This is a genomic window from Leuconostoc inhae (assembly GCF_019656015.1).
Lineage (GTDB): Bacteria > Bacillota > Bacilli > Lactobacillales > Lactobacillaceae > Leuconostoc > Leuconostoc inhae_A.
Genome location: NZ_BPKW01000004.1, coordinates 249540 through 271804 on the forward strand (window position 1 = coordinate 249540; position 22265 = coordinate 271804).

At 37.3% G+C, this 22265-nt stretch carries 22 protein-coding genes; 16 read left to right on the forward strand and 6 right to left on the reverse strand.

All coding sequences use genetic code 11. The annotated features are described in order from the left end of the window. The first annotated feature begins 20 nt into the window (after positions 1-20). The 3 genes from recO to K5Q14_RS03605 are packed head-to-tail and all read left to right on the forward strand — an operon-like array spanning position 21 to position 2334. Positions 21-812: a DNA repair protein RecO gene (recO, locus tag K5Q14_RS03595; RefSeq protein WP_220734461.1), complete on the forward strand. Its 792-nt coding sequence runs from the start codon at positions 21-23 to the stop codon at positions 810-812. Then, on the forward strand, positions 809-1777 hold the full coding sequence (locus tag K5Q14_RS03600; protein WP_281419675.1) for an asparaginase: 969 nt from the start codon (positions 809-811) through the stop codon (positions 1775-1777). Before recO ends, K5Q14_RS03600 begins: the two co-directional genes overlap by 4 nt. A 2-nt stretch (positions 1778-1779) precedes the next feature. Further along, a complete protein-coding gene (locus K5Q14_RS03605; RefSeq protein WP_246587537.1) occupies positions 1780-2334 on the forward strand; it encodes a histidine phosphatase family protein in 555 nt (184 codons plus the stop codon). 108 nt (positions 2335-2442) lie between these two features. On the opposite strand, the gene K5Q14_RS03610 is transcribed toward K5Q14_RS03605, so the two are convergent. From K5Q14_RS03610 to K5Q14_RS03620, 3 genes are read right to left on the reverse strand one after another with little or no spacing between them, the layout of a single operon-like run. Then, entirely contained in the window at positions 2443-3801 is a 1359-nt protein-coding gene (locus K5Q14_RS03610; RefSeq protein ID WP_220734463.1) for an aspartate kinase, read from the reverse strand. 1 nt (position 3802) lies between these two features. After that, positions 3803-4684: a homoserine kinase gene (gene thrB, locus K5Q14_RS03615; RefSeq protein WP_220734464.1), complete on the reverse strand. Its 882-nt coding sequence runs from the start codon at positions 4682-4684 to the stop codon at positions 3803-3805. After that, positions 4681-5967, reverse strand: coding sequence for a homoserine dehydrogenase (locus K5Q14_RS03620; protein ID WP_220734465.1), 1287 nt, complete (start codon positions 5965-5967; stop codon positions 4681-4683). Before K5Q14_RS03620 ends, thrB begins: the two co-directional genes overlap by 4 nt. Positions 5968-6072: 105 nt before the next feature. Here K5Q14_RS03620 and thrC point away from each other — a divergent pair, with 105 nt between their 5' ends. From thrC to K5Q14_RS03640, 4 genes are all read left to right on the forward strand, one after another. Beyond that, positions 6073-7533 (forward strand): threonine synthase, encoded by a 1461-nt coding sequence (gene thrC / locus K5Q14_RS03625; RefSeq protein WP_220734494.1) that lies wholly within the window; start codon positions 6073-6075, stop codon positions 7531-7533. Between the two features lie 115 nt (positions 7534-7648). After that, complete coding sequence (gene glyA / locus K5Q14_RS03630) at positions 7649-8881, forward strand: serine hydroxymethyltransferase (protein ID WP_220734466.1); 1233 nt, start codon at positions 7649-7651, stop codon at positions 8879-8881. Positions 8882-8924: 43 nt separating this feature from the next. Beyond that, positions 8925-9464 carry a 5-formyltetrahydrofolate cyclo-ligase gene (locus tag K5Q14_RS03635; RefSeq protein WP_220734467.1) on the forward strand — a complete coding sequence of 180 codons (540 nt, stop codon included), beginning with the start codon at positions 8925-8927 and terminating at the stop codon, positions 9462-9464. A gap of 150 nt (positions 9465-9614) precedes the next feature. Beyond that, positions 9615-10127: a DoxX family protein gene (locus K5Q14_RS03640; protein ID WP_220734468.1), complete on the forward strand. Its 513-nt coding sequence runs from the start codon at positions 9615-9617 to the stop codon at positions 10125-10127. A 52-nt stretch (positions 10128-10179) separates the two neighbouring features. Here the strand turns inward: K5Q14_RS03640 and K5Q14_RS03645 are convergent, their stop codons facing one another. Next, entirely contained in the window at positions 10180-10479 is a 300-nt protein-coding gene (locus K5Q14_RS03645; protein ID WP_220734469.1) for a hypothetical protein, read from the reverse strand. Beyond that, entirely contained in the window at positions 10479-11381 is a 903-nt protein-coding gene (locus tag K5Q14_RS03650) for an N-acetylmuramoyl-L-alanine amidase family protein (protein ID WP_220734470.1), read from the reverse strand. The genes K5Q14_RS03645 and K5Q14_RS03650 overlap by 1 nt, the downstream gene beginning before the upstream one ends. Before the next feature lie 153 nt (positions 11382-11534). Between K5Q14_RS03650 and K5Q14_RS03655 the strand changes: the two genes are divergently transcribed. Next, on the forward strand, positions 11535-12782 hold the full coding sequence (locus K5Q14_RS03655) for an acetate/propionate family kinase (protein WP_220734471.1): 1248 nt from the start codon (positions 11535-11537) through the stop codon (positions 12780-12782). 113 nt (positions 12783-12895) lie between these two features. Here the strand turns inward: K5Q14_RS03655 and K5Q14_RS03660 are convergent, their stop codons facing one another. Further along, on the reverse strand, positions 12896-13834 hold the full coding sequence (locus K5Q14_RS03660) for a dihydroorotate oxidase (RefSeq protein ID WP_220734472.1): 939 nt from the start codon (positions 13832-13834) through the stop codon (positions 12896-12898). Positions 13835-13937: 103 nt separating this feature from the next. Here K5Q14_RS03660 and K5Q14_RS03665 point away from each other — a divergent pair, with 103 nt between their 5' ends. The 8 genes from K5Q14_RS03665 (at position 13938) to K5Q14_RS03700 (ending at position 22160) form a co-directional block, all read left to right on the forward strand. After that, positions 13938-15818 (forward strand): ABC-F family ATP-binding cassette domain-containing protein, encoded by a 1881-nt coding sequence (locus tag K5Q14_RS03665; protein WP_220734473.1) that lies wholly within the window; start codon positions 13938-13940, stop codon positions 15816-15818. A gap of 97 nt (positions 15819-15915) precedes the next feature. Next, complete coding sequence (dprA, locus tag K5Q14_RS03670; protein ID WP_220734474.1) at positions 15916-16782, forward strand: DNA-processing protein DprA; 867 nt, start codon at positions 15916-15918, stop codon at positions 16780-16782. 40 nt (positions 16783-16822) lie between these two features. Beyond that, positions 16823-18913, forward strand: coding sequence for a type I DNA topoisomerase (topA, locus tag K5Q14_RS03675; protein ID WP_220734475.1), 2091 nt, complete (start codon positions 16823-16825; stop codon positions 18911-18913). Positions 18914-19157: 244 nt separating this feature from the next. Further along, positions 19158-19592: a PTS sugar transporter subunit IIA gene (locus K5Q14_RS03680; protein WP_220734476.1), complete on the forward strand. Its 435-nt coding sequence runs from the start codon at positions 19158-19160 to the stop codon at positions 19590-19592. A 15-nt stretch (positions 19593-19607) separates the two neighbouring features. Then, positions 19608-20102 carry a PTS sugar transporter subunit IIB gene (locus tag K5Q14_RS03685; protein ID WP_220734477.1) on the forward strand — a complete coding sequence of 165 codons (495 nt, stop codon included), beginning with the start codon at positions 19608-19610 and terminating at the stop codon, positions 20100-20102. A 24-nt stretch (positions 20103-20126) separates the two neighbouring features. Beyond that, entirely contained in the window at positions 20127-20987 is an 861-nt protein-coding gene (locus K5Q14_RS03690) for a PTS mannose/fructose/sorbose/N-acetylgalactosamine transporter subunit IIC (RefSeq protein ID WP_220734478.1), read from the forward strand. 1 nt (position 20988) lies between these two features. Further along, a complete protein-coding gene (locus tag K5Q14_RS03695) occupies positions 20989-21843 on the forward strand; it encodes a PTS system mannose/fructose/sorbose family transporter subunit IID (RefSeq protein ID WP_220734479.1) in 855 nt (284 codons plus the stop codon). A gap of 20 nt (positions 21844-21863) precedes the next feature. Further along, entirely contained in the window at positions 21864-22160 is a 297-nt protein-coding gene (locus tag K5Q14_RS03700) for a PTS sugar transporter (protein ID WP_220734480.1), read from the forward strand. Positions 22161-22265: the final 105 nt, after the last annotated feature.

Below are 22265 nucleotides of genomic sequence, written 5' to 3' on the forward strand. Positions count from 1 at the left end.
TGCATTCATGAAGGTAATCGATGTCAGTAATTAAAGGTATTGTGTTGTACACAAGACAATATAAAGATAACGATTTGTTAGTTCGTATGCTCACAGAAACACGTGGGGTACGAACTTTTTTGGCGCGTGGTGCAAAAAAACAAAAATCTCATTTGGGTGCAGCTATGCAGCCGTATACGGTCGTTACATTTGAAGGTGCTTTTCCAAAAAAAAGTGTCGGTTTAGGTTATATTAATAGTATTCAACAAGCTACATATCATAGGCGACTCGTTGATGATATTGAAGCAAATGCCTATGCTGCTTTGATTGCGAGTCTGATTGATGAAACATTTGAAGAAGGCGAAGTCATTACGCGATGGTATAATCAATTACTATTGGCACTTTTGAAGCTGGATGAAGGATTGGATCCACAAATTATTGCGAATATTTTTGAAATTCAGTTGTTAGTACCCTTAGGGGTGGCACCAAACTGGCAAGCTGATCCGATTAGTGGGCAAACGACGGGACGTTTTGATTATTCTGAAAAATACAATGGTATTATTTCTGAGAATCATTATGAACTAGATGAACATCGGTTAATGATAGATCAAAAAACAATATTTTATTTGAGACAATTTAGTGTCATAGATTTAAGACAAATTCATCAAATTAAAATATCGATGACGACCAAACGTGGATTACAACGTGTCATTGACTATATTTATGAAAATCAAATTGGTCTAAAACCACGTGCTAAAAAATTTATCGAACAAATGCATGCGTGGCAAAACACGTTGAAAAATTTCAGACAAAAAAAAGAAGGTACATCATGACAATAAAAAAAATTTTGGTGCTCCACACAGGTGGCACAATTTCAATGCATGAAGATCAAGACGGTGATGTTGAGACTGGCTTAAATAATCCCTTAATTGATGTAAAAATGGCAATACCAAATGTTGATTTAACAGTTGAAAGCATTTTTAATTTGCCAAGCGAACATATTGGTCCGGAGCATATGCTGCAACTACAACGTCGTATTTTGGCAGCAGATAATGCATTCGATGGGGTTGTTATTACCCATGGTACTGACACATTAGAAGAAACATCTTTTTTCTTAGATAGTACGTTGTCTGTAGACTTTCCAATTGTTATGACAGGGGCAATGCGTTCTTCAAATGAACTAGGATCGGATGGCTTATATAATTACCATTCTGCGTTACGTGTTGCTGCTAATGAGGCTTCACGCAATCGCGGTGTCTTAGTGGTTATGAATGATGAAATACATGCAGCACGTTTTGTGACCAAGACTCATACAACAAATGTTGCAACATTTGGCTCGCCGATCAGTGGCACAATGGGTCTTTTAACAAAACGTCAAATTATCTTTTTTTATGATTTACCAAAACGTCGGGTATTGCCAGTAGCTCATGTACAAAAAAGTATTCCAGTTTTGAAAGCTTACGCCGGAATGGATGGTCAATTATTAGAATTATTGGCAGCTTCAAATATTGATGGTATGGTTATTGAGGCGTTAGGTGCTGGTAACTTATCTAAAGAAGCAGCAACAGGTGTAGGATATCTTTTATCACGAAACATTCCCGTTGTTATTGTGTCAAGAAGTTTTAATGGTGTTGCTGAACCAGTGTATGATTATTTAGGTGGTGGGGTGCAATTAGAAAGAGAAGGTGTCATTTTTGCGACAAGCATTAATGGACAGAAAGCACGTTTAAAACTATTAATTGGCTTAGATAATCAACTAAATACTCATGAATTGCATGATTATTTACATCAATTATGATAATGAAAACAAACGTTTATTTTATAAGGCATAGTATCCGAGATACGACTATTCAAAATGATAGAGAAGCACCGTTAACAAATGAGGGACATGTATTGGCGGATGGATTGACTGTTTTATTTAAAGAATTACAGATAACTGCGATCTATTTATCTCCATATAATCGTGCGCTTCAAACAATTCAACCCATAGCCTCGTTACTTAAATTACCTATTATAAAAGTTGATGATTTTCGCGAACGACGCACTGTGCCTTGCCAAAATTGGGAAAATCATTTAAAACTGTTATGGACTGACTTTAACTCATCACGTAACGGGGAAGAAAGCTTAAAGTCAGTTTTAGATCGTGTTTCAGCTGCTTTTAACATGATTTTATCTACAGAAACTGGTGATTTTATTATTTCGAGTCATGGTACAGCATTAGCTATGTTATTTTATACTTTAACTGACGGCCAATTTACTTTTGAGGATTGGAAAAAAATGAATATGCCTGAAGTTTATGTTGCTCAATTCGAGTCACAAAGATTGCTGTCATTCAAAAAAATGTTAGTTAATTAAAAAACATCTGAATTATCATGTGTTTTAGACGAAAAAGTTAGCTTGTTAAGTATGTAAAACATTTAAAAAGCAACCTTACTAGGATTTATCTAGTATTGGCTGCTTTTTTTAGGATTTGAAAATATTGTCATAAATCGCTTTTACGGCACGATCAGCTAAGTCGGGTTGAATACCAAGCATAATGGAAATTTCACTAGCACCTTGATTGACCATCTGTAAACTTATACCGTGTTCTTTCAAGGGGGTGACAATTTCCGTTAATGCACCAATACGATTGCGCATGCCCTCGCCAACAATCATGATAATGCCATAGCTAGGGAGCCATTTTAGTGTATCTGGCTTAATATCAGAAGCTATGTCTGCTAACATGTTGTCAACTTGCTCTTGTGATAGGCTTGTTTTATCAAAAATAATTGTTAAATCATCGATTCCTGAAGGCATATGTTCATAGGAAATATTATGCCGTTTTAATATTTCTAGAATACGTAAGGTAAAACCGACTTCTTTGTTTAGAAGGTAGCGGTGTAAATATAAAGCCGCAAAGCGATTTGAATTTGCGATACCTGTCACAGGACGCGTTTGCTGTACTTCGGTGGGTGGCACAATAAATGTGCCAGGGGCATCTGGTTCATTAGTATTTTTGATATTGATGCGAATACCACCTTGAATGGCTGGAATAATAGCTTCATCATGGAAAACAGCAAAACCAGCATAAGACAGTTCACGCATTTCATCATAAGTCATTTGCTCAATGGCCGCAGGGTGATTGATAATTGTTGGATTAACAGCATAGATAGCGCTCACATCTGTAAAGTTTTCATACAAATCAGCACTTAACCCGCGAGCCATAATAGCGCCAGTGATGTCAGAGCCACCTCGTGAAAAGGTAGCCATATCACCATTTTTTGTATAACCAAAAAAGCCAGGTATAATGAGGCGCTCACTGGTATTTAAGTCAAGTTTAGCAATTGATTGATATGATTTAACATCGAACGTTGCAGAACGTGCATTATCATCCACTTGCAGTCCAATTTCTTGTGGGTCAACAAATCGCGCGGGAACACCGAGATGACTAAAGACTTTAGCAACGAGTTGCGCATTTAAATATTCACCATGTGCCGCGAAAGCAGCGTAAAGATAATCAAATGAACGGTAGTGTTTTGTTGACAGATGATCAATTTGTTCATCGATGTCTGCTAGTTCATACGCTGGCAACTGAAAATGATTACCAATAGCATGATAACGATTTTTAATTGTTTCGATAATATCTGCTGCATCAGTATCATCGACGGTCGCTTTTGCGTATGAAAGTAACAAGTCAGTGACTTTTATGTCATCTTTAAAGCGTTTTCCTGGCGCTGATACAACGATAACTTTACGATTTTCATCTGATTGGATGATATCAAAAACACGTTGTAATTGACGACCATCAGCTAGGGAAGAACCGCCAAATTTTGAAACTTTCATGCTAATTTTCTTCTTTCGTGATTGTTAAACCCATAAGGTCTTGTTTGAGAATTTTGACTTGACCTGGTAGATTTGCTGCCAGTAATGCTGCCAGTAAATCATCGGTTCGGTCTTTCGTGACTATTGTTAGGATTGTTGGTCCAGCACCAGATAAGTATGTGCCAACAATATTTATCTGGTGTGCAATCTGACGAATGATGGCCAGATGAGGGACTAGTGTGGCACGAGCATCTTCGTGAAAATTATCTTGCTCAATCAATTCACGAGCGGTGGCAAAGTCATTAGCGTTTAAAGCAGCGACTAGTGTATTACTGATGGCACTTGCGGCCACGCTTTCTTGAAATGATAAGCTGTCAGGTAAAGCTGACCGGGCTGCAGATGTTAGTAATTCATAATTAGGAATAAATATTACAAAGTCAACATTTTTGGGTATTTTTATTGGTGCATGGAAAACATGTGAACCGTCATAATAAGCAGCTACACCACCGCCTAATAGCGCAGGTGCAACATTATCAGGATGACCTTCTAGCATTGTAGCACTGTGCAACAGCGCATCATTTGATAAATTTAACTCAGACAAAACGTTAGCCATTGATAATCCAGCTATGAGTGCCGACGATGATGAACCTAAACCACGGGCTAGCGGAATGTCAGATCTAACAATGATATGGTGTGGCTTGAGATTAGCAGATAAAGATAATGCCGTTTGTACGATAAAGTGTTTTTCATCGTGTGGCATAGTATCTGAAAAATCATGATCAACAATCCAAGTGGGCGTTTCTTCGTGAATTTCTACGGTTAAGTATAGTTTTAAGGCGACACCAAGTGAGTCAAAACCGGGGCCGATATTTGCACTTGTTGCGGGTACTTTTATTGTTATCATGAGAATATTTTATACTCCGCAGCTAAGTTAATACCATCTGCATTACGCAGCGTGGTGCGAATAACGTTTAGTTGGGCATCACTTGCCGGATGTGTTAAGGCAACTAAACGTGCGGTGCCATTGGCTGCTGGTGTTTGTTTCAAATCGGTGAAACTTATTTTGGCTGCAGCAAACATGCCAGTAACAGAATACATCGCTCCAGGGGTATCATCGACTTCAACCACGATAAAGCGACGTGCCACGCGCTGTGACGGTTTGGCTAAATCTAGATTTTGGTTGAAGGAGTTGAAAGGATGTCCAGGTGTATTTAAAGCTAAATCTGTCGCAACGTTTGTCAAGTCACTTAAAACAGAATTAGCTGTGGGCATTTCTCCAGCACCAGGACCATATAGCATGACTTCACCGACAGATTCGCCATTGACGAGTACGGCATTATTCTCGTTGTGAACTGTTGCAAGTGGGTGTGTGAAGGGCACGAGCTGTGGGGAAACTTCGATGCTGATAGCTTCCTTTGTATGACCAACTAACTGTGCCACACCGAGCAATTTAATAACATAGCCGAAAGCATTGGCATCAGTTATGTCAGCATCAGTAACGTTGGCAATACCAGTAATTGATAGATTACCTAAGACAGGTTGTACGCCAAATGCAAAGTTTGACAAAATAATTAATTTGTAAGCAGCATCAAATCCTTCAACATCATTTGTTGGGTCTGATTCTGCAAAACCTTTATCTTGGGCTAATTTCAATGCATCGGCATAAGATAAGTTATTACTTGCCATTTGAGTTAAAATAAAGTTACTTGTGCCATTAATGATGCCTGCTACGCGCGAAATTTCATCGGCAGTGAAACTCGTTGATAGTGTACGCAGGATAGGTACGCCACCTGCAACTGCAGCCTCAAAAAATAAATCAACACCGTTTGCTTCAGCAATTGCCACCAACTCTTGTCCGCGACTGGCAATTAAATCTTTGTTTGCTGTTACAACGTGTTTTTTGGCATTCAATGATCGCTTGATAATGTCATAAGCTTGATCTAAGGTTCCCATAACTTCAACCACAATTTGAATATCTGGGTTGTCTAAAATATCTGTTGCTTGATTTGTAATAGGGAAGTTTTTAACAAAACCGGTTCGCTCTTTTGTCAAATTATGAACGACTGCATGTTTAACAATCAATCGAGAGCCTGTACGCTTCGTAATCTGTTCTGCATTTTCTTGTAAAATTTTAACAACGCCACGGCCAACTGTTCCTAAGCCAAAAAGGCCAATTCCAATATCCATAATCCATCCCTTTATTTGTCATTCTTATAATTCTATCATTTTTATTCATAATTATGTAGTTATTTGTTATAATTTAATAAATTAGATAAAAGGAAGTTGCGCATGATGAAATATGTTTCCACACGTGGTCAAGCACCAGCAGTAACAGCAAGTCAAGCGATTTTAAATGGTATTGCACCGGATGGCGGTTTATACGTGCCAGAAAAATGGCCTGAACTAGTACTCGATTGGTCGGTCTTAAAAACACAAACTTATGCCGATTTGGCAACATTAATATTTGATGCCTTTTTTGACGATTTTAGTGTTTCTGAAATTGATTATATTATTAAAAAAGCCTATGGCAAGCAATGGGAAACTGATAATGTGGTATCTTTCCACGAAGAAAACAAGCTAACATATGTTGAGTTGTTTCATGGTCCAACACTTGCATTTAAAGATGTTGCTTTACAGGCGTTACCACATTTAATGACTACTGCTGCAAAAAAACAAGCTATTAATGATAAAATTGTTATTCTCACTGCCACATCAGGAGACACCGGTACAGCTGCTATGAGTGGTTTTGGGGATGTTTCTCAAACGGAAATAGTTGTTTTTTATCCAGAAGAAGGTGTCAGTGAGATTCAAAGGCAACAAATGCAAACAGAAGCAGCTGACAATGCGCATGTTATTGCCATTACTGGTAATTTCGATGACGCTCAAAAAGCAGTGAAGTCTTTACTCGCTGATGAGGCATTAGCAAAAGACTTAAAGGCAGCAGGGTTACAATTTTCATCCGCAAATTCAATTAATATTGGCCGTCTGGTGCCACAAATTGTTTATTATATATATGCTTATGCCCAACTAATTAAAGACGAAAAAATTCAAGCTGGAGATGAAATTAATATTGTTGTGCCAACAGGGAACTTTGGCAATGTTTTGGCAGCTTATTATGCGAGTCAAATTGGATTACCAGTGAAGCAATTTGTTGTTGCCTCAAACGAAAACAATGTGTTAACTGATTTTTTCACAACAGGTAAATATGATCGTAAACGTCAGTTTAAAGTGACAAACGCCCCAGCAATGGATATTCTTGTATCTAGCAATTTAGAACGTTTATTATACTTTGCTAGTGGTCAAAATAGTGATGAAATTCAGGCCTATATGAGAGCATTGGTTGAAAATGGTGAGTATACTATTAAGCCTGATACACGTGCTAACTTAACTCAATTTATTGCTGCATTTGCGACACAAGATCAAGTTGCCGATACAATTAGCAAAATTGCTAACACGACAAACTATACCATTGATCCTCATACAGCTGTTGGTCGTTATGTTTACGAGCAAATTGGTGTAACAGGGCCAACATTAATTGCTGCAACAGCAAGCCCATACAAGTTTGCAGAAACTGTATTACAGGCACTTGACATGACACCAGAATCAGGACAAGCTGCACTTGATCAGTTGTCAAAAGCGACAGAAACGGAAATTCCAATTCAAATTGCGACGTTATTTAATAAGCCAGTACGACATAAACAGTTGATAAGTCCAAATCAAATGTCGTCTACTCTCAGACACGCAATTTTTTAAATACGAACTATTTTATTTATTATTTCAAATAATTCGTATTTATCCGGATCATTAAACTTAAAAATAATGTAAAATACGTTATAATTAAATTATTAAAATTAATTAGGAGAATAACATGTCATTTAAAGAACGCGATCCTGAGGTTTGGAGTGCCATTCAACAAGAAGGTGCGCGTCAAAACCGTACGATTGAATTAATCGCTTCAGAGAACTTTGCTTCAAAAAGTGTGCGTGCAGCTCAAGGCTCTGTGTTAACTAATAAGTATGCTGAAGGATATCCATACAAACGTTACTATGGTGGAACAGAATATGTTGATGTCGTTGAACAACTGGCCATTGATCGCTTAAAAAAGCTTTTTGGTGCAGAATATGCCAATGTGCAACCACATTCAGGATCACAGGCTAATGCTGCAGCATATATGGCATTTTTGAAACCGGGCGATAAAATTTTGGGTATGAATTTGGATGCAGGTGGACACCTAACACATGGGGCCAAGGTATCATTTTCAGGTAAGATGTATGATTCTTATAGCTATGGATTGGATTCTGAGACAGAACAACTCGATTATGAAGCCATTGCAAAGCAGGCAAGAGAAGTAAAACCACAATTAATAGTTGCTGGTGCCTCTGCCTACTCACGTATCATTGATTTCACAAAGTTCCGTGAAATTGCTGATGAAGTTGGTGCTTTTTTGATGGTTGACATGGCACATATTGCTGGTCTTGTAGCTGCGGGACTGCATCCTAATCCAGTCGGTATTGCAGATGTAGTCACATCAACAACACATAAAACTTTACGTGGACCTCGTGGCGGTGTTATTTTGTCACAAGAAAAATATGCTAAGAAACTTAATTCCGCTATTTTCCCTGGTTCACAAGGAGGCCCCTTGGAACATGTGATAGCTGGTAAAGCAATTGCATTTGGTGAAGCCTTACAACCTGAATTCAAAATATATGCTGCCCAAGTTATTAAAAATGCCCAAGCTATGGCTGATGTTTTTAATCATACTGAAGACATTCGTGTTGTTGCTGGTGGGACAGATAATCATTTGTTTAATTTGGATTTAACAAAAACTGGCTTAAACGGTAAACAAACACAGGAATTGTTAGATACTGTTTCGATTACTACAAACAAAGAATCGCTACCAAATGAAACTTTGAGTCCGTTTGTAACGTCTGGTATTCGAATTGGCACACCTGCGATGACAACGCGTGGCTTTAACGAGGCCGATGCACGACAGGTTGCCGAGTTAATTGTAACAGCGATTCACAATTATGATGATCCAATAGTACTAAAAGAAGTTAAAAAAGATGCTGAAATTTTGGCTATGACGCATTTGTTTGAATAAAGATGAAGTCGACTCAGGTCGGCTTTTTCTATTAGGAGGAAATATGTTGGATAAGAAAGTTATGCGTACTGTGCAGAAACAACGATTGGCTAATTATGTTGGCTATCAGCGTACACAAGAAGAAATGGCGTTACGAGAATTATTATTTAGCAGCAATCAGTGGCAAAAAGCTCAAATCATTGCTGTTGTTTTGAGCACAGCCATAGAAATAAATACACAACCAATTATTGAGCGTGCATGGTCTGAGAACAAACGAACGGTTGTGCCAAAAATCATTAATAGACAAATGGTATTTGTTGAAATAACTTCTAGATCTAGCTTTAGTTTAGGCCAAATGAACATTAAGGAACCAATCGATAGTACTATTTTCAATATTAATTTGATTGATTTAGTAATTGTTCCGGGTTTGGCATTTACCATACGCGGTGAGCGATTAGGTTTTGGTGCTGGTTATTACGATCGGTTTTTATCAGTTTTTAGCGGTGATACGGTATCGTTGGTTCTGAATGTACAACTTGTGACATCTCTACCATTGGCTGTACACGATCAAAAAGTTAGTCATATTTTGATTCAAAGTCAATAACAGGTCCTTTTCAGTGCATATGTCAGAGAAGTTACAATAGCCTATTAGCAGTCAAATCAAATTGTTTGACTTTTCACAAATTGCGCTATATACTTACTATTTGTAATAGGAATTAAGACGAAATTGCGCAAAGTATAAGGAGGATGTATCATGATAACATGGCTTCGCAACTCACCAGTTGCAATGTGGATTTTAACAATTTTACGCGTGTATCTTGGCTATCAATGGACATTGGATGGTTGGGCAAAAATAACAGCTAAAGGTGGCTTTGATGCTTCAGGTTTAATTATAGGTGCAATCAAGAATCCTGTTTTAACACCAGATAAAACAAAGGCATTCCCATGGTATGATTGGTTTTTAAATGTTACGACAAGTCATGGCAAAAATACGGCTATTTTTTCATTCCTTGTGTCTTGGGGTGAATTATTAGTGGGATTAGGCTTGATTTTTGGAACGCTAACACTAGCTGCAGCCTTTTTTGGACTAATCATGAATTTTTCTTATCTTGGTGCTGGTGTTGTCTCCGTTAATCCAACGTTTATAGTTATTGGTGCGATGCTGTTGATTGGTGGTTATAACTCTGGCAAAATTGGTTTAGACCATTGGGTGACACCTTATCTACGTAAAAATTTTTCATTTTTGAACAACGATATTAAAGTATAATGGCAAAAGACGACATAGTCTCCTTTAAAAAGGACTATGTCGTCTTTTATTTTTAATCAACTAATGGCAAAATATTAACAATAGAAATTCGGTCACTATCATCATTTTTTAAACGTGAGATAATTTCATTGTAGCGATGTTCTGATAGTGGTTCTTTTTTGTCAAAAGTTAGAATTTTATTATCAATATGATTACTCGTACTTGGATATTCTTCGATACGATAGATGATTAATAATTTTTTATAGGCAAATGGTTGAACAATCATACCATCTAAATGTTCTTCTACTTGCTCTGTTGTTTGAGTGGCAATGTTGTCTTCAAACACTTGTTTTGCTTTTTTAAATAATGCCATTATTTTATCTCCGTGTTTTGTTTAAAGTAAGTAGTTAATCCTTGGGTAACTAAAGTTGCGACCTGTTTTTGATATTTTTCTGTACGAATTTTTTTAAAATTTTGGGGGTTATTGATGTAACCGAGTTCGAGCAGGGCAGCGGGCCGAGTGACCCGATCTAGCACAAGGTACTGCGTTCTATCAATACCGCGATTGTTAATAGGGAGACCATCCAGTGCATTTTTGAGCGTAGTAACTAACGCGTAACTGTTTTGATGATAGTAGAATTGAGAAACACCACTTGCAGCTGTTGCACCATCTTCATTACCAGCGTGATCAAAGTGAACTGAGATTTGCGCATCTGCTTGATATTTTTCGGCTAGACGGGGAATGTGGAGCAGTGGTACAAGAACGTCTTTGTCACGTGTCATAAAGACACGTGCGCCAGTTTTTTGTAACGCTGTGCGCATTTGTCGCGCTGTTCGTAAGGTATATGTCTTTTCAAAAAATTTACCGTTGACTGATGCTGAACCATTGTCACCGGACAAGCCTTCATATTTTTTACCTGGATTGCCACCGTGACCAGGGTCTAAAATAATTGTTGCTTCGCTAATTGGTGTTGCGGTCCGTAACGTTTTTGATTCAGCGACCCAGCCAGCGACCCAGCCAATTTTTTCGTTGTCAGTACGTCGTACTTTGTACCAACCACGTGTCTTTTTTAGGATGATGAGATCTGTACCGTGTTTCAGAGATGCCGTAGATTTGTAGGTTCGGCCAGGGCCAGTACGAAATTGTACGTTATTTGGTTGTGTTGTTGTTTTGTCTTTATTAACAAGAGAGAGAATCAGACCAAATGTTGTTATTAATACAAGGGCAGTTATTACAATGCCAATTAAATTACTTAAGAGCCATTTTTTAATCATTTTATACCTACGCGAATCAATTTATATGTATCAATATTGTAACACATATCAACGTGTCCTTTACTTTCAAAAAATGTTACAATAATTCTATGACATAGCAAGCCCCGCATGTTATGAAGGAATACTTAAACTTAAAGGTAAAAGGAAAACATTATGTCAAAAGTAATGGCGGTCAACGCCGGGAGTTCATCACTTAAATTTCAATTGCTAGAAATGCCTGAAGAAGAGGTATTAATGCAAGGAATTATTGAACGCATTGGGCAGGAAAATGCTGAAATCTCTATTAAATATGGTCAAAACATTGAACCAAAGCGTTTGATTGGTACTGAAGAAGGTCATATCACCTTGACAAAAAATGGTGGTCAAAAATTTGAGCATGAAATGGCAATTAAGGATCATGATCAAGCGATTGATATTTTGTTACAGAAAATGACAGATCTTGGTATTGTCAAAGATTTCAATGAAATCACAGGTGTGGGTCACCGTGTTGTTGCTGGTGGTGAATGGTTCAATCATTCGGTTGTTGTCACTGAAGAAGTTTTGACAAAAATTGATCGTTTGGCAGATTACGCACCGTTACACAATCCGGCCAATGCGATGGGTATTCGTGCTTTTCAAAAATTGTTGCCAGATGCATTGTCTGTCGCAGTATTTGACACTTCTTTTCATCAAACAATGCCTGAAAAAAATTATCTTTATAGCATTCCTTATGAATATTATGCACGTTATGGCGCGCGTAAATACGGTGCGCACGGCACATCACATCGCTATGTAACTGAACGTGCTGCCAAAAAATTAGGTATCCCACTTGATGAATTTAATGCAATTTCATTTCATTTAGGCGCAGGTGCTTCAATTACAGCTATTAAGAATGGTAAATCATATGATACATCAATGGGATTCACACCGTTAGCAGGTTTGACGATGGCAACACGTTCTGGGGATGTTGATCCATCATTAGTTTACTATATTCAAGAACGTGAAGGTCTGTCGAATGAAGAAATGTTATCAGTATTAAACAAAAAATCTGGTTTACTTGGCATTTCAACGATTTCAAGCGATATGCGTGATTTAGAAGAAGTTCAAGAAACTAACACGCATGCTAAATTAGCACTTGATATGTTCTATGATCGTGTTATTCGTTACGCTGGACAATACTTTGCTGAATTGGGACGTGTTGATGCGGTTATCTTTACTGCTGGTATTGGTGAAAATGATGCTGTAACACGTGCAAAAGTTTTAGAAGCGTTGGCATTTGCTGGCGTTAAAATAGACAATGATGCTAATAATGTTCGTGGAAAAGAAGCCATTTTGACGACTGAAGACTCAACTGTTACTGGATTATTGATTCCAACTAATGAAGAATTAATGATTGCACGTGATGTAGAATCACTACGTTAAAAATTTAATTATTGTACTTTAAAAGCAAGCCGTCTATAATAAGCTTGCTTTTTAATTTGTTGTTAAGCGCAATAAAAAAGATTGATATTTTAAAATATCAATCTTTTTATAGTTTATGATATGACTTTTAATTTGCCACGTACATCATCTAAAGAATGATAGCCCTTTGATGTGAGTATCTCGGTTAATTCTTTCTCTAATCTTTCAAATACTGTGATACCTTCAATAGCAAGTTGCGAACCGACTTCAACTAAGTCAGCACCACACAATAGATGGTCATAGACATCACGACCAGTTGTAACACCGCCTGTACCAATAATTTTAATATTTTTATTTAATCTGTCGCGCAATGCACGAACATTGGCTAATGCCGTTGCTTTGACTAATGTGCCACCAATGCCACCAAAACCGGCTTTAGGTTTAATAACGACCGTATCAGTGTTTTCATCAATGACTAAGCCATTACCAATAGAATTAATGGTGTTAACAAAAGCTAAGGGGAATTTATTCAAGACAGCAGCAATATCATCAAAATGAACAATGTCAAAATAGGGTGGTAATTTAACGCCTAAAGGCTTTTTAAAAAAGGCAAAGGCTTCAGTTAGTATTTGTTCTGTAGCTTCAAAATCATAACCAGTTTGAGGTTTGCCGGGGACATTTGGGCAGGACAGATTTAATTCAATGAGACCATCAAAATCAGCGTCTTGTAATTGATGTAACATATCAATATTTTCTTGTTTTGATAAACCAGCAATTGAAAAGAAAATTGGCTTATCAGTTTCTTTAGCGGAAACATAGTCCATGTAATAGTCAAATCCTTCATTAGGCAATCCCATTGAATTAATCGTTCCTAAACCATTGTTTAATTCATAATAACGTGGTGAGGGATTACCAGGACGTACTAAGGACGTGGCTGATTTAGTGACAACGGATCCGGTATATTCAGATGCTAGGACAGCATCTAATTCCTGACTTGTTTGGCACATGACACCAGCAGCGTTAAGTAGAATATGATTAAAATGGTAGTTTTGAATAGTGGCTGTGAGTTGCATGATTGGTCTCCTCTGACTAATATGATATTCTCGTGAAATGTTTATCTAAGTATAACAAAAAAATAACACGATAAAAAGGATGAATGTTGGGTATAATAATAATATGAAACAATTTAGAGTAGACAATTTAAAAAGTACGTACGGTGAGAAAGTGTTATTTAACAATATCTCATTTTTAATCACAGAAGGTGACCGTATTGGTCTAATTGGTGTTAATGGGTCTGGTAAAACGTCCCTGCTTAATGCTATTTCGGGTGTTAATCTGGCCGATTCAGGTAAAATATTCAAACAAAATGATTATACTATTGGTTATTTAACGCAAAATCCAGCGTTAGATGATAATGCTTTAGTAATGGATGCGATTTTTTCCGGTGATCAACCAGTTTTCAAAACGATTAGACAATACCAATATGCATTGCAACAATTTGGTGAACAGCCGACTAATATTAAAGTCGCACAAAAGTTTGAAGATGCACAAAATGCTATGGATCGCGATGAGGCTTGGACCACTGAGGCGCAAGTTAAATCCATTTTAACGCAATTACACATGCCTGACTTGCAAAGGCAAATTAGTGAATTATCGGGCGGACAGCGTAAACGTGTCGGTTTAGCACAAATATTAATTGAAGCGCCCGATTTGTTAATTTTAGATGAACCAACAAACCATCTAGATTTTGATTCAATTGCATGGTTAGAAAAATACCTTGCCAATTATAAAGGTGCTGTTATAGCAGTAACTCACGACCGTTATTTTTTGGATGCAGTGACAACACGTATTTTTGAATTATCGTTTGGTGACCTGTATGAATATAAAGGTAACTATCAAGCCTATATGATCGGTAAATCTCAACGTGTTGAACAAAGTAAGGTGGCTGATCATAAACAGCAACAGCTTTATAAACAAGAACTTGCTTGGATGCGTAAATCAGCACGCGCACGAACAACGAAACAAACGGCTCGTGAAAATGCTTTTTCTGAATTAGAATCACAAATGGGTAATCTGAAGCTAGACGATGATGTTGCTGTGAATTTAGGACAGCAACGTTTGGGTAAAAAAGTGATTGTTATTGAGGATGCCAGTATTCAATTCAATGATAAAATCATATTGAAAAATTTTAATTTACGTATAGCAGCAGGTGATCGTATTGGTATTACCGGTGAAAATGGTGCCGGTAAATCAACCTTTTTGAATGCAATTGCAGGTCGCTTACCTGTAACTAGCGGTGTAATTGAATTAGGCGAAACGGTCAAAATGGCCTATTATACGCAAACGACAGAAGAAATACCAGATGATAAAAGAGTCATTGCCTATTTGTCAGACGTTGCTGAATCGGTGACAGATAAAAATGGTAATCAAGTGAGTGTTTCAGAACTGCTAGAACAATTTTTGTTCCCACCTTTTATGCACGGTACACTGATACGTAAGTTATCCGGTGGTGAAAAAAGACGATTGTATCTTTTGAAATTGCTATTACAACAACCAAATGTTTTATTATTGGATGAACCAACAAATGATTTAGATATTGGCACGTTAACCGTGTTAGAGGATTTTTTGTCAGGATTTTCTGGGGCTGTTATTACTGTTTCTCATGATCGTTACTTTTTAGATAAGGTAGCCAATCAATTATATATGTTCCAAGGGAATGGCATTGTTGAACGTTACGATGGGTTATTTAGCCAATATTTGATACAACATGCGGATGATCAACCAAAAGCAGCGGAAAAATTAATTGTTGAAAAGACGCAATCAGTTACGGTACAAAAGAAAAAATTAACCTATAATGAGAAAAAAGAATGGGCAACAATTGAAGATGAAATTGCAAAATTAGAAAATAGATTAAGTACGATACCAGACGATATGGCAAAAAATGGGACTGATTATGTTAAACTAGGTGATTTGCAAAAAGAATCCGATAAACTAGAAGCAGAACTTGATGAGAAAATGTCGCGATGGGAATATCTGGGTGACATTGTAGGTGACTAGATTTGTAGTTTAATTGTTTAATTTATGATTTGTGTTATACCATATTTGTTTGTGACAATGACCATGAAATAACGTATTATTTTCTGAGGAAAACGATATGAACTTAAACCAACAATTATTAGCAATTCATGTAACACAAGGAATTGGTATGGCAACTGAGGCGCGCCTTATTGAAGCTATGAATTCTGACTTGTTACCCAAGACTTATCCCTGGTCACTAGATGTATTACTACAAATAACGCATCGTGCTTATCATGATAGAATTCGAGCAACTTACTCGATTGCATTACAACATGCAAATAATTTTAAGGGCAACTATCTGACTTACGCTGATGATGGCTACCCACAACGTTTGCGAGAAATATTTGAACCACCACTTGTATTGTTTTATGAAGGCCAATTGGCTGCTTTAAGATTACCCAGCTTATCTGTCGTAGGAACACGCTCGGCAACAGCTTATGGTCTAAATAGTTTGCGTCACTTGTTACCACCAGTTATTCAATCTAGCATAGCAATTGTGTCTGGTTTGGCGCAAGGAATAGATGTGATGGCTCATCAAATGACTTTTGCCAACAATGGCGTTCCAATTGCTGTTATTGGTACTGGTACGGACGTTGCTTATCCGAGACGCAACGCGCTATTGCAAAAACAGATTACGCAACAAGGATTAGTGATCAGTGAGTATGGGCCTGGCGTCGGACCACATCGCTCTCATTTTCCGGCAAGAAATCGTATTATTGCTGGATTGTCCTCAGCTACCTTAGTTGTTGAAGCAAAAATAAAATCAGGTAGTTTAATTACTGCTAACGTTGCTTTACAAAATAATCGTGAAGTCTTATCAATTCCTGGATCGATTTTTTCAGAAGAATCACAAGGTACCAATGAATTACTCAGTTTGGGTGCCAAGCTAGTCACAAAACCTCAAGATATTATAGAAAGTGTCCAAATGCTTGACATAATCTGATATGCTATATAATAAGAAGTAAATTATAAGGCATATTCTAATGGTAGAGACAAAAAAGAAAACAATAAAATCAGTTACAAAGAAAACAACAAAACGTAAACGCGCTAAAGTTAAGAAGAATCTTGTTATTGTTGAAAGCCCATCAAAGGCAAAAACAATTGAGAAATATCTTGGGAGCTCATATAAAGTTGTTGCGAGTTTAGGACATATTCGTGATTTACCAAAATCAACGCTTGGCGTTGACGTTGAAAATGATTACGATCCAAAATATATTAACATCCGCGGTAAAGGGGATGTTATTAAGGGATTACGTAAGGAAGCAAAAGCAGCTAAAAAAGTTTATCTGGCAAGCGATCCGGATCGTGAAGGCGAAGCTATTGCCTGGCACTTACAACATATTTTAAATTTAGATTCCCAAGAGCCTAACCGTGTGGTGTTCAATGAGATTACGAAAGATACGATTAAAAATGCCTTTAAGACACCGCGTAAAATAAATCAAGATCTTGTTGATGCACAACAAGCACGCCGTATTCTAGATCGTTTAGTAGGCTATTCAATTTCGCCAATTTTGTGGAAAACAGTCAAACGCGGTTTATCTGCAGGACGTGTTCAATCAGTTGCATTGGGGCTGATTATCACACGTGAACGTCAAATTCAAGCATTCGAGCCAGAGGAATACTGGACGTTAGATTCAGAATTTAAAAAATCTCGTTCAAAGTTCAAGTCCTCTTTCTATGGGTTTGACGGCAAAAAACAACCCTTACCGGATAACGAGAGTGTTCAACATGTCTTAAAACGTATTGACCAATCGGCTGATTTTAATATTGTTAAGGTAGAAGCTAAAGAACGCAAACGTAATCCACAGCAGCCTTTTACAACATCGACAATGCAACAAACTGCTAATACACAGTTAAATTTTAGAACACGTAAAACAATGATGGCGGCGCAACAATTATATGAAGGTGTTAATTTAGGACGAGGTATTGGTCAAACTGGATTGATTACTTATATGCGTACTGATTCAACACGTATTTCTTCTCTGGCTCGTAATGCGGCTGCTTTATATATTCATGATACTTGGGGGGAAGAATACTCTCAACACAAACCAATTCAGGGTAAGTTGCCTGAAGGCGCTCAAGATGCACACGAAGCTGTTCGTCCCACTGATGTGACAAGAACACCTGAAAGCATAAAAGATAAATTAACGCCGGATCAATTTAAACTATACTCATTAATATGGTCGCGCTTTGTTGCAAGCCAAATGACCCCAGAAATATTAGATACTATGGCTGTGACCATTGAACAAAATGATGTTATTTTCCGTGCAAACGGTTCTAAAACAAAATTTCAAGGATTTACTAAAGCATATCCGGCAGCTAAAGAAAAAGATAACACTTTGCCCAATTTATCAGTTGGAGACAAAGTTAAATTAGCGCGTACAAATCCAGAACAACACTTCACATTACCACCAGCACGCTATTCTGAAGCTGCGTTAATTAAAGCTTTGGAAGAAAATGGTGTTGGCCGACCATCAACTTATGCACCAACATTAGATACAATTCAACGACGAAACTACGTTAGAATTGATGCACGTAAATTTTTGCCTACTGAATTAGGTGAAATTGTACAAACAATTGTCGAAGAGAGTTTCCCAGATATCACAGATACACATTTTACAGCTAGCATAGAGCATGAATTAGACGAGGTAGAAATAGGTGATAAACACTGGGTACCAGTGATTGATTCTTTTTATAAACCGTTTTCAAAGGAAGTTGAACAAGCAGCAGCTACTTTAGAAAAAGTCATTATGCATGACGAGCTTGCCGGGATGAATTGTGAGATTTGCGGTGCACCAATGATTGTTAAAATGGGCCGTTATGGTAAGTTTCATGCTTGTGCAAGATTTCCAGATTGTCGTAACACACAAACAATTATTAAAGAGATTGGCTTACTATGTCCAAAATGTCATAAAGGTCAAATCGTTGAGCGTAAAACGAAGCGACAACGTACATTTTATGGTTGCTCTCGTTACCCAGATTGTGAATTTGTATCTTGGGATAAACCAACAGAAAAAACTTTGCCGGATGGCACGACACCAAAAGCGCATGAAGATGAAGTACCAAAAGCATAATAATAGCGTAGTATTGTATACGATTTTAACACATAAATAAATGTCAAAAAGCTTAGTTTTGAGGAAAATTCACCAAATTTGTTAGGATTTATCTAACTGTTTGAAAAAATTTTCAGGTCAAAACAAGCTTTTTTAATTATTTGAGGAACGTCATTGTTTTTTTCTAAAAAAAAGCGTAAAATATTAATTAAGATATGTAAGCGCTTACATATAAAAGTCATTTATCTAAAAGTGGGAGGAAAAAATGAAATATCTTATTTTGGTCAGTCATGGTAAGTTTTCAGAAGGCTTGAGAGATGCTCTTGGAATGTTTGTTGGTGATAACATGGATTCAATACAAGCAATAGGGTTGCAGCCAGGGGAAGACACACAAATATTGGCTACACGCTTTAAAAAGCTTGTTTCTCAATTAGATGCCAATGCGGAACTCGTTGTCTTGGGAGATATCATGGGAGGGAGCCCATTAACTACAATAACTAATGTGTTGAACCAGGAAGGAAAGCTAGAAAAATCCATTATCTTGGGTGGCATGAATTTTCCAATGGCGCTAAATGCTGCGATTTTAAAAGATACTCTCAGTCAACAGGAATTAGTAACAGCTATTATGAAAGAAGCAGTGTCAGCCGTGAAACAATTTTCATTAATTGAAAAATCGGATGAAAATGATGACGATATTTGAAAGGAAGAATAGATTATGAGCATTTCATTTGTACGTATTGATGACAGAATTATCCATGGACAAACAGTCACACGTTGGGCAAAAGAATACCCATGTGATGGGCTAATAGCGGTAAACGATGCTGCGGCATCAAATCCAGTTCTAAAGGAAGCATTCATCAGTGCTTCTGAAAAAAAGACGTTTGTTTGGACATTGGCACACTTTAAGGAAAAACAAGCACAAGTATTGGCCTCTAAACGTCAATATTTTCTTATCACAAAAACACCACAAGACATGAAAACAATTCTTGTTGACTTTGGGTTTGTACCAGGAGACGTTAAAAAAGTCATTGTTGGACCAGCCAATGATCGACCTCATGCCATCAAACTAGGTAATAATCAATCTATTCTTCCTGAAGAGGCTGTGGCATTTGAAGCCATTCAAGCGCAAGACTATCAGGTTAAATTTCAATTATTGCCGGACGTTTCAATTGGCTATTGGAATGATTTCAAAGGAAAATTTAATTTATAACTTGATATAGAAAAGGTGAGGAATATGACAATTAGTTGGATACAAGCAAGTATTCTAGGTATCTTTGCTAGTTTATCGTCTATGCCAGGAATGGCAGGCTCTACAATTGGTAATTATACATTAGGACGTCCATTAGTTGGTGGCTTAGTCTGTGGACTTGTTCTAGGAGACTTAAAAACAGGTATTGCAGCTGGTGTGGCTATGCAGTTAGTTTATATTGCATTAGTAACACCTGGCGGTACCGTTTCTGCAGATTTGCGAGCAGTATCATATATTGGGATACCACTTGCTATGGTGGCCATCCATTCACAAGGTTTAGCAGCAACATCTGCTAATGCTGCAGATTTAGCTAAGTCAATGGGCACGTTGGTTGGTACTGTTGGTACAGTATTATTTTACGGCACTGCAACAATGAACTTAGTTTGGCAACATATTGGTTGGCGTGCGGTTGAAAAAGGCGAATTTAAAAAATTATACGCGGTTGATTGGGGTTATCCTTGGATTTCACATTTGTTTTTCTCTTTCATTCCAACAGTATTAATGACACATTTTGGTTCGAGTGCTGTTCATGCACTTAGAACAGCGTTGCCTATGGATGGCATTCCAATGAAAACGTTGTTTACTGTTGGGGCATTGCTACCTTGTGTTGGTATTGCTATTTTGTTAAAGCAAATAGTTGAAGGCCCGATTGATTTTATACCATTCTTTGTGGGATTTACATTTGCGGCCTCACTAAAATTAAACTTAGTTTCAGTTACTGTTATATCACTTATTTTTGCAATGATCTTTTACAAGTTGGACATGGCAATTAGTACTAATCGACAGCCAGTACCGAATGGTCCAAATGGCATAATAGATGATGATGAGGAAGAGGAGGATATTTAAAATGGCAAATACAGAAAAAAAGACACTTTCTCGTAAAACTTTAAATAAATCTTTTCATCACTGGTTTTATGGACATTTGACGGTATTTTCTCAAGAACATATGCAGACGTTTGGTTACCTAACTTCGATGTTACCCATTGTTGAGGAATTGTATGACAACAAAGAAGATCAAGAAAAGGCAATGAAGACTTATACGGCCTTCTTCAATACGGAACCGCAACTTGGAACTGTCATTGTTGGTATTACTGCTAGTTTGGAAGAAGCACGAGCTAGCCAAGGAATTGACGTTGGCGAGGTGGATGACACGACAATCAATGGCCTACGTGCAGGTCTTATGGGTCCAATTGCCGGTATTGGTGATTCACTTGTTGTTGGTACATTAATTCCGGTTATTTTAGGTATTGCTCTTGGCATGTCATCAGGTGGTTCACCATTAGGTGCGATATTTTATATTATTGTGTGGAACTTACTTGGCTACTTTGGTATGCGATTTGCTTATTTCAAGGGATACGAATTAGGTGATAAAGCTGTTGGCATTTTAATCGGTGCGCAGGGAAAAGCGGTTAGAAAAGCGATTGCAACCATTGGCGGTATGGTTGTTGGTGGTGTCGCTGCAACTTGGGTGACTGTAAAAACATCGTTTAGGCTCACAAATGGTTCTGGAAAGGCATATTTGGTGCTACAAGACCAACTTGACTCTGTCTATCCAGGATTGTTGACAGCCTTATTCATAGTTCTCTGCTGGTGGTTAATGGCTAAAAAAAATATTTCTCCTATTAAGGTTATGTTACTTTTGGTAGTCGTTGCACTCGTTGGTGTACTAGTTGGTTTCTTTAATCCAGGTTTAACATATTAATTAGTGTTGAGGGGCGGGAAATGACAATAAATACTGACAAAATAGAAAAAGCTTATAAAACAGAAATACTATTTCAGGAACGCATGATTCGTAATTTACAGCATTGGCAATCAATTTTTTCACTTTTGACAGGTATTGGTGTATTATTAATTTATTTTTTTAAAAACAAAAATATTTGGTTTTTAGGTACGGGTATAGGACTATTTATAATTGGTATACTAGTTATATTGACTGTTGGATATGCAATCTATACTGGTAAAAAAAATGTCACGCGAGTCATTGAACGCTACGAAAATATCGAAAAAAAAACTGGCTAAATTTTTGATAGTATTCAAAAATAAGTACTGCTCCTAAGTCAATAGTTCGGACTCTTTTTTATCTAGGGCTGTTCGGTTAAGCGACTTGCTTGTCGCGATGCACAA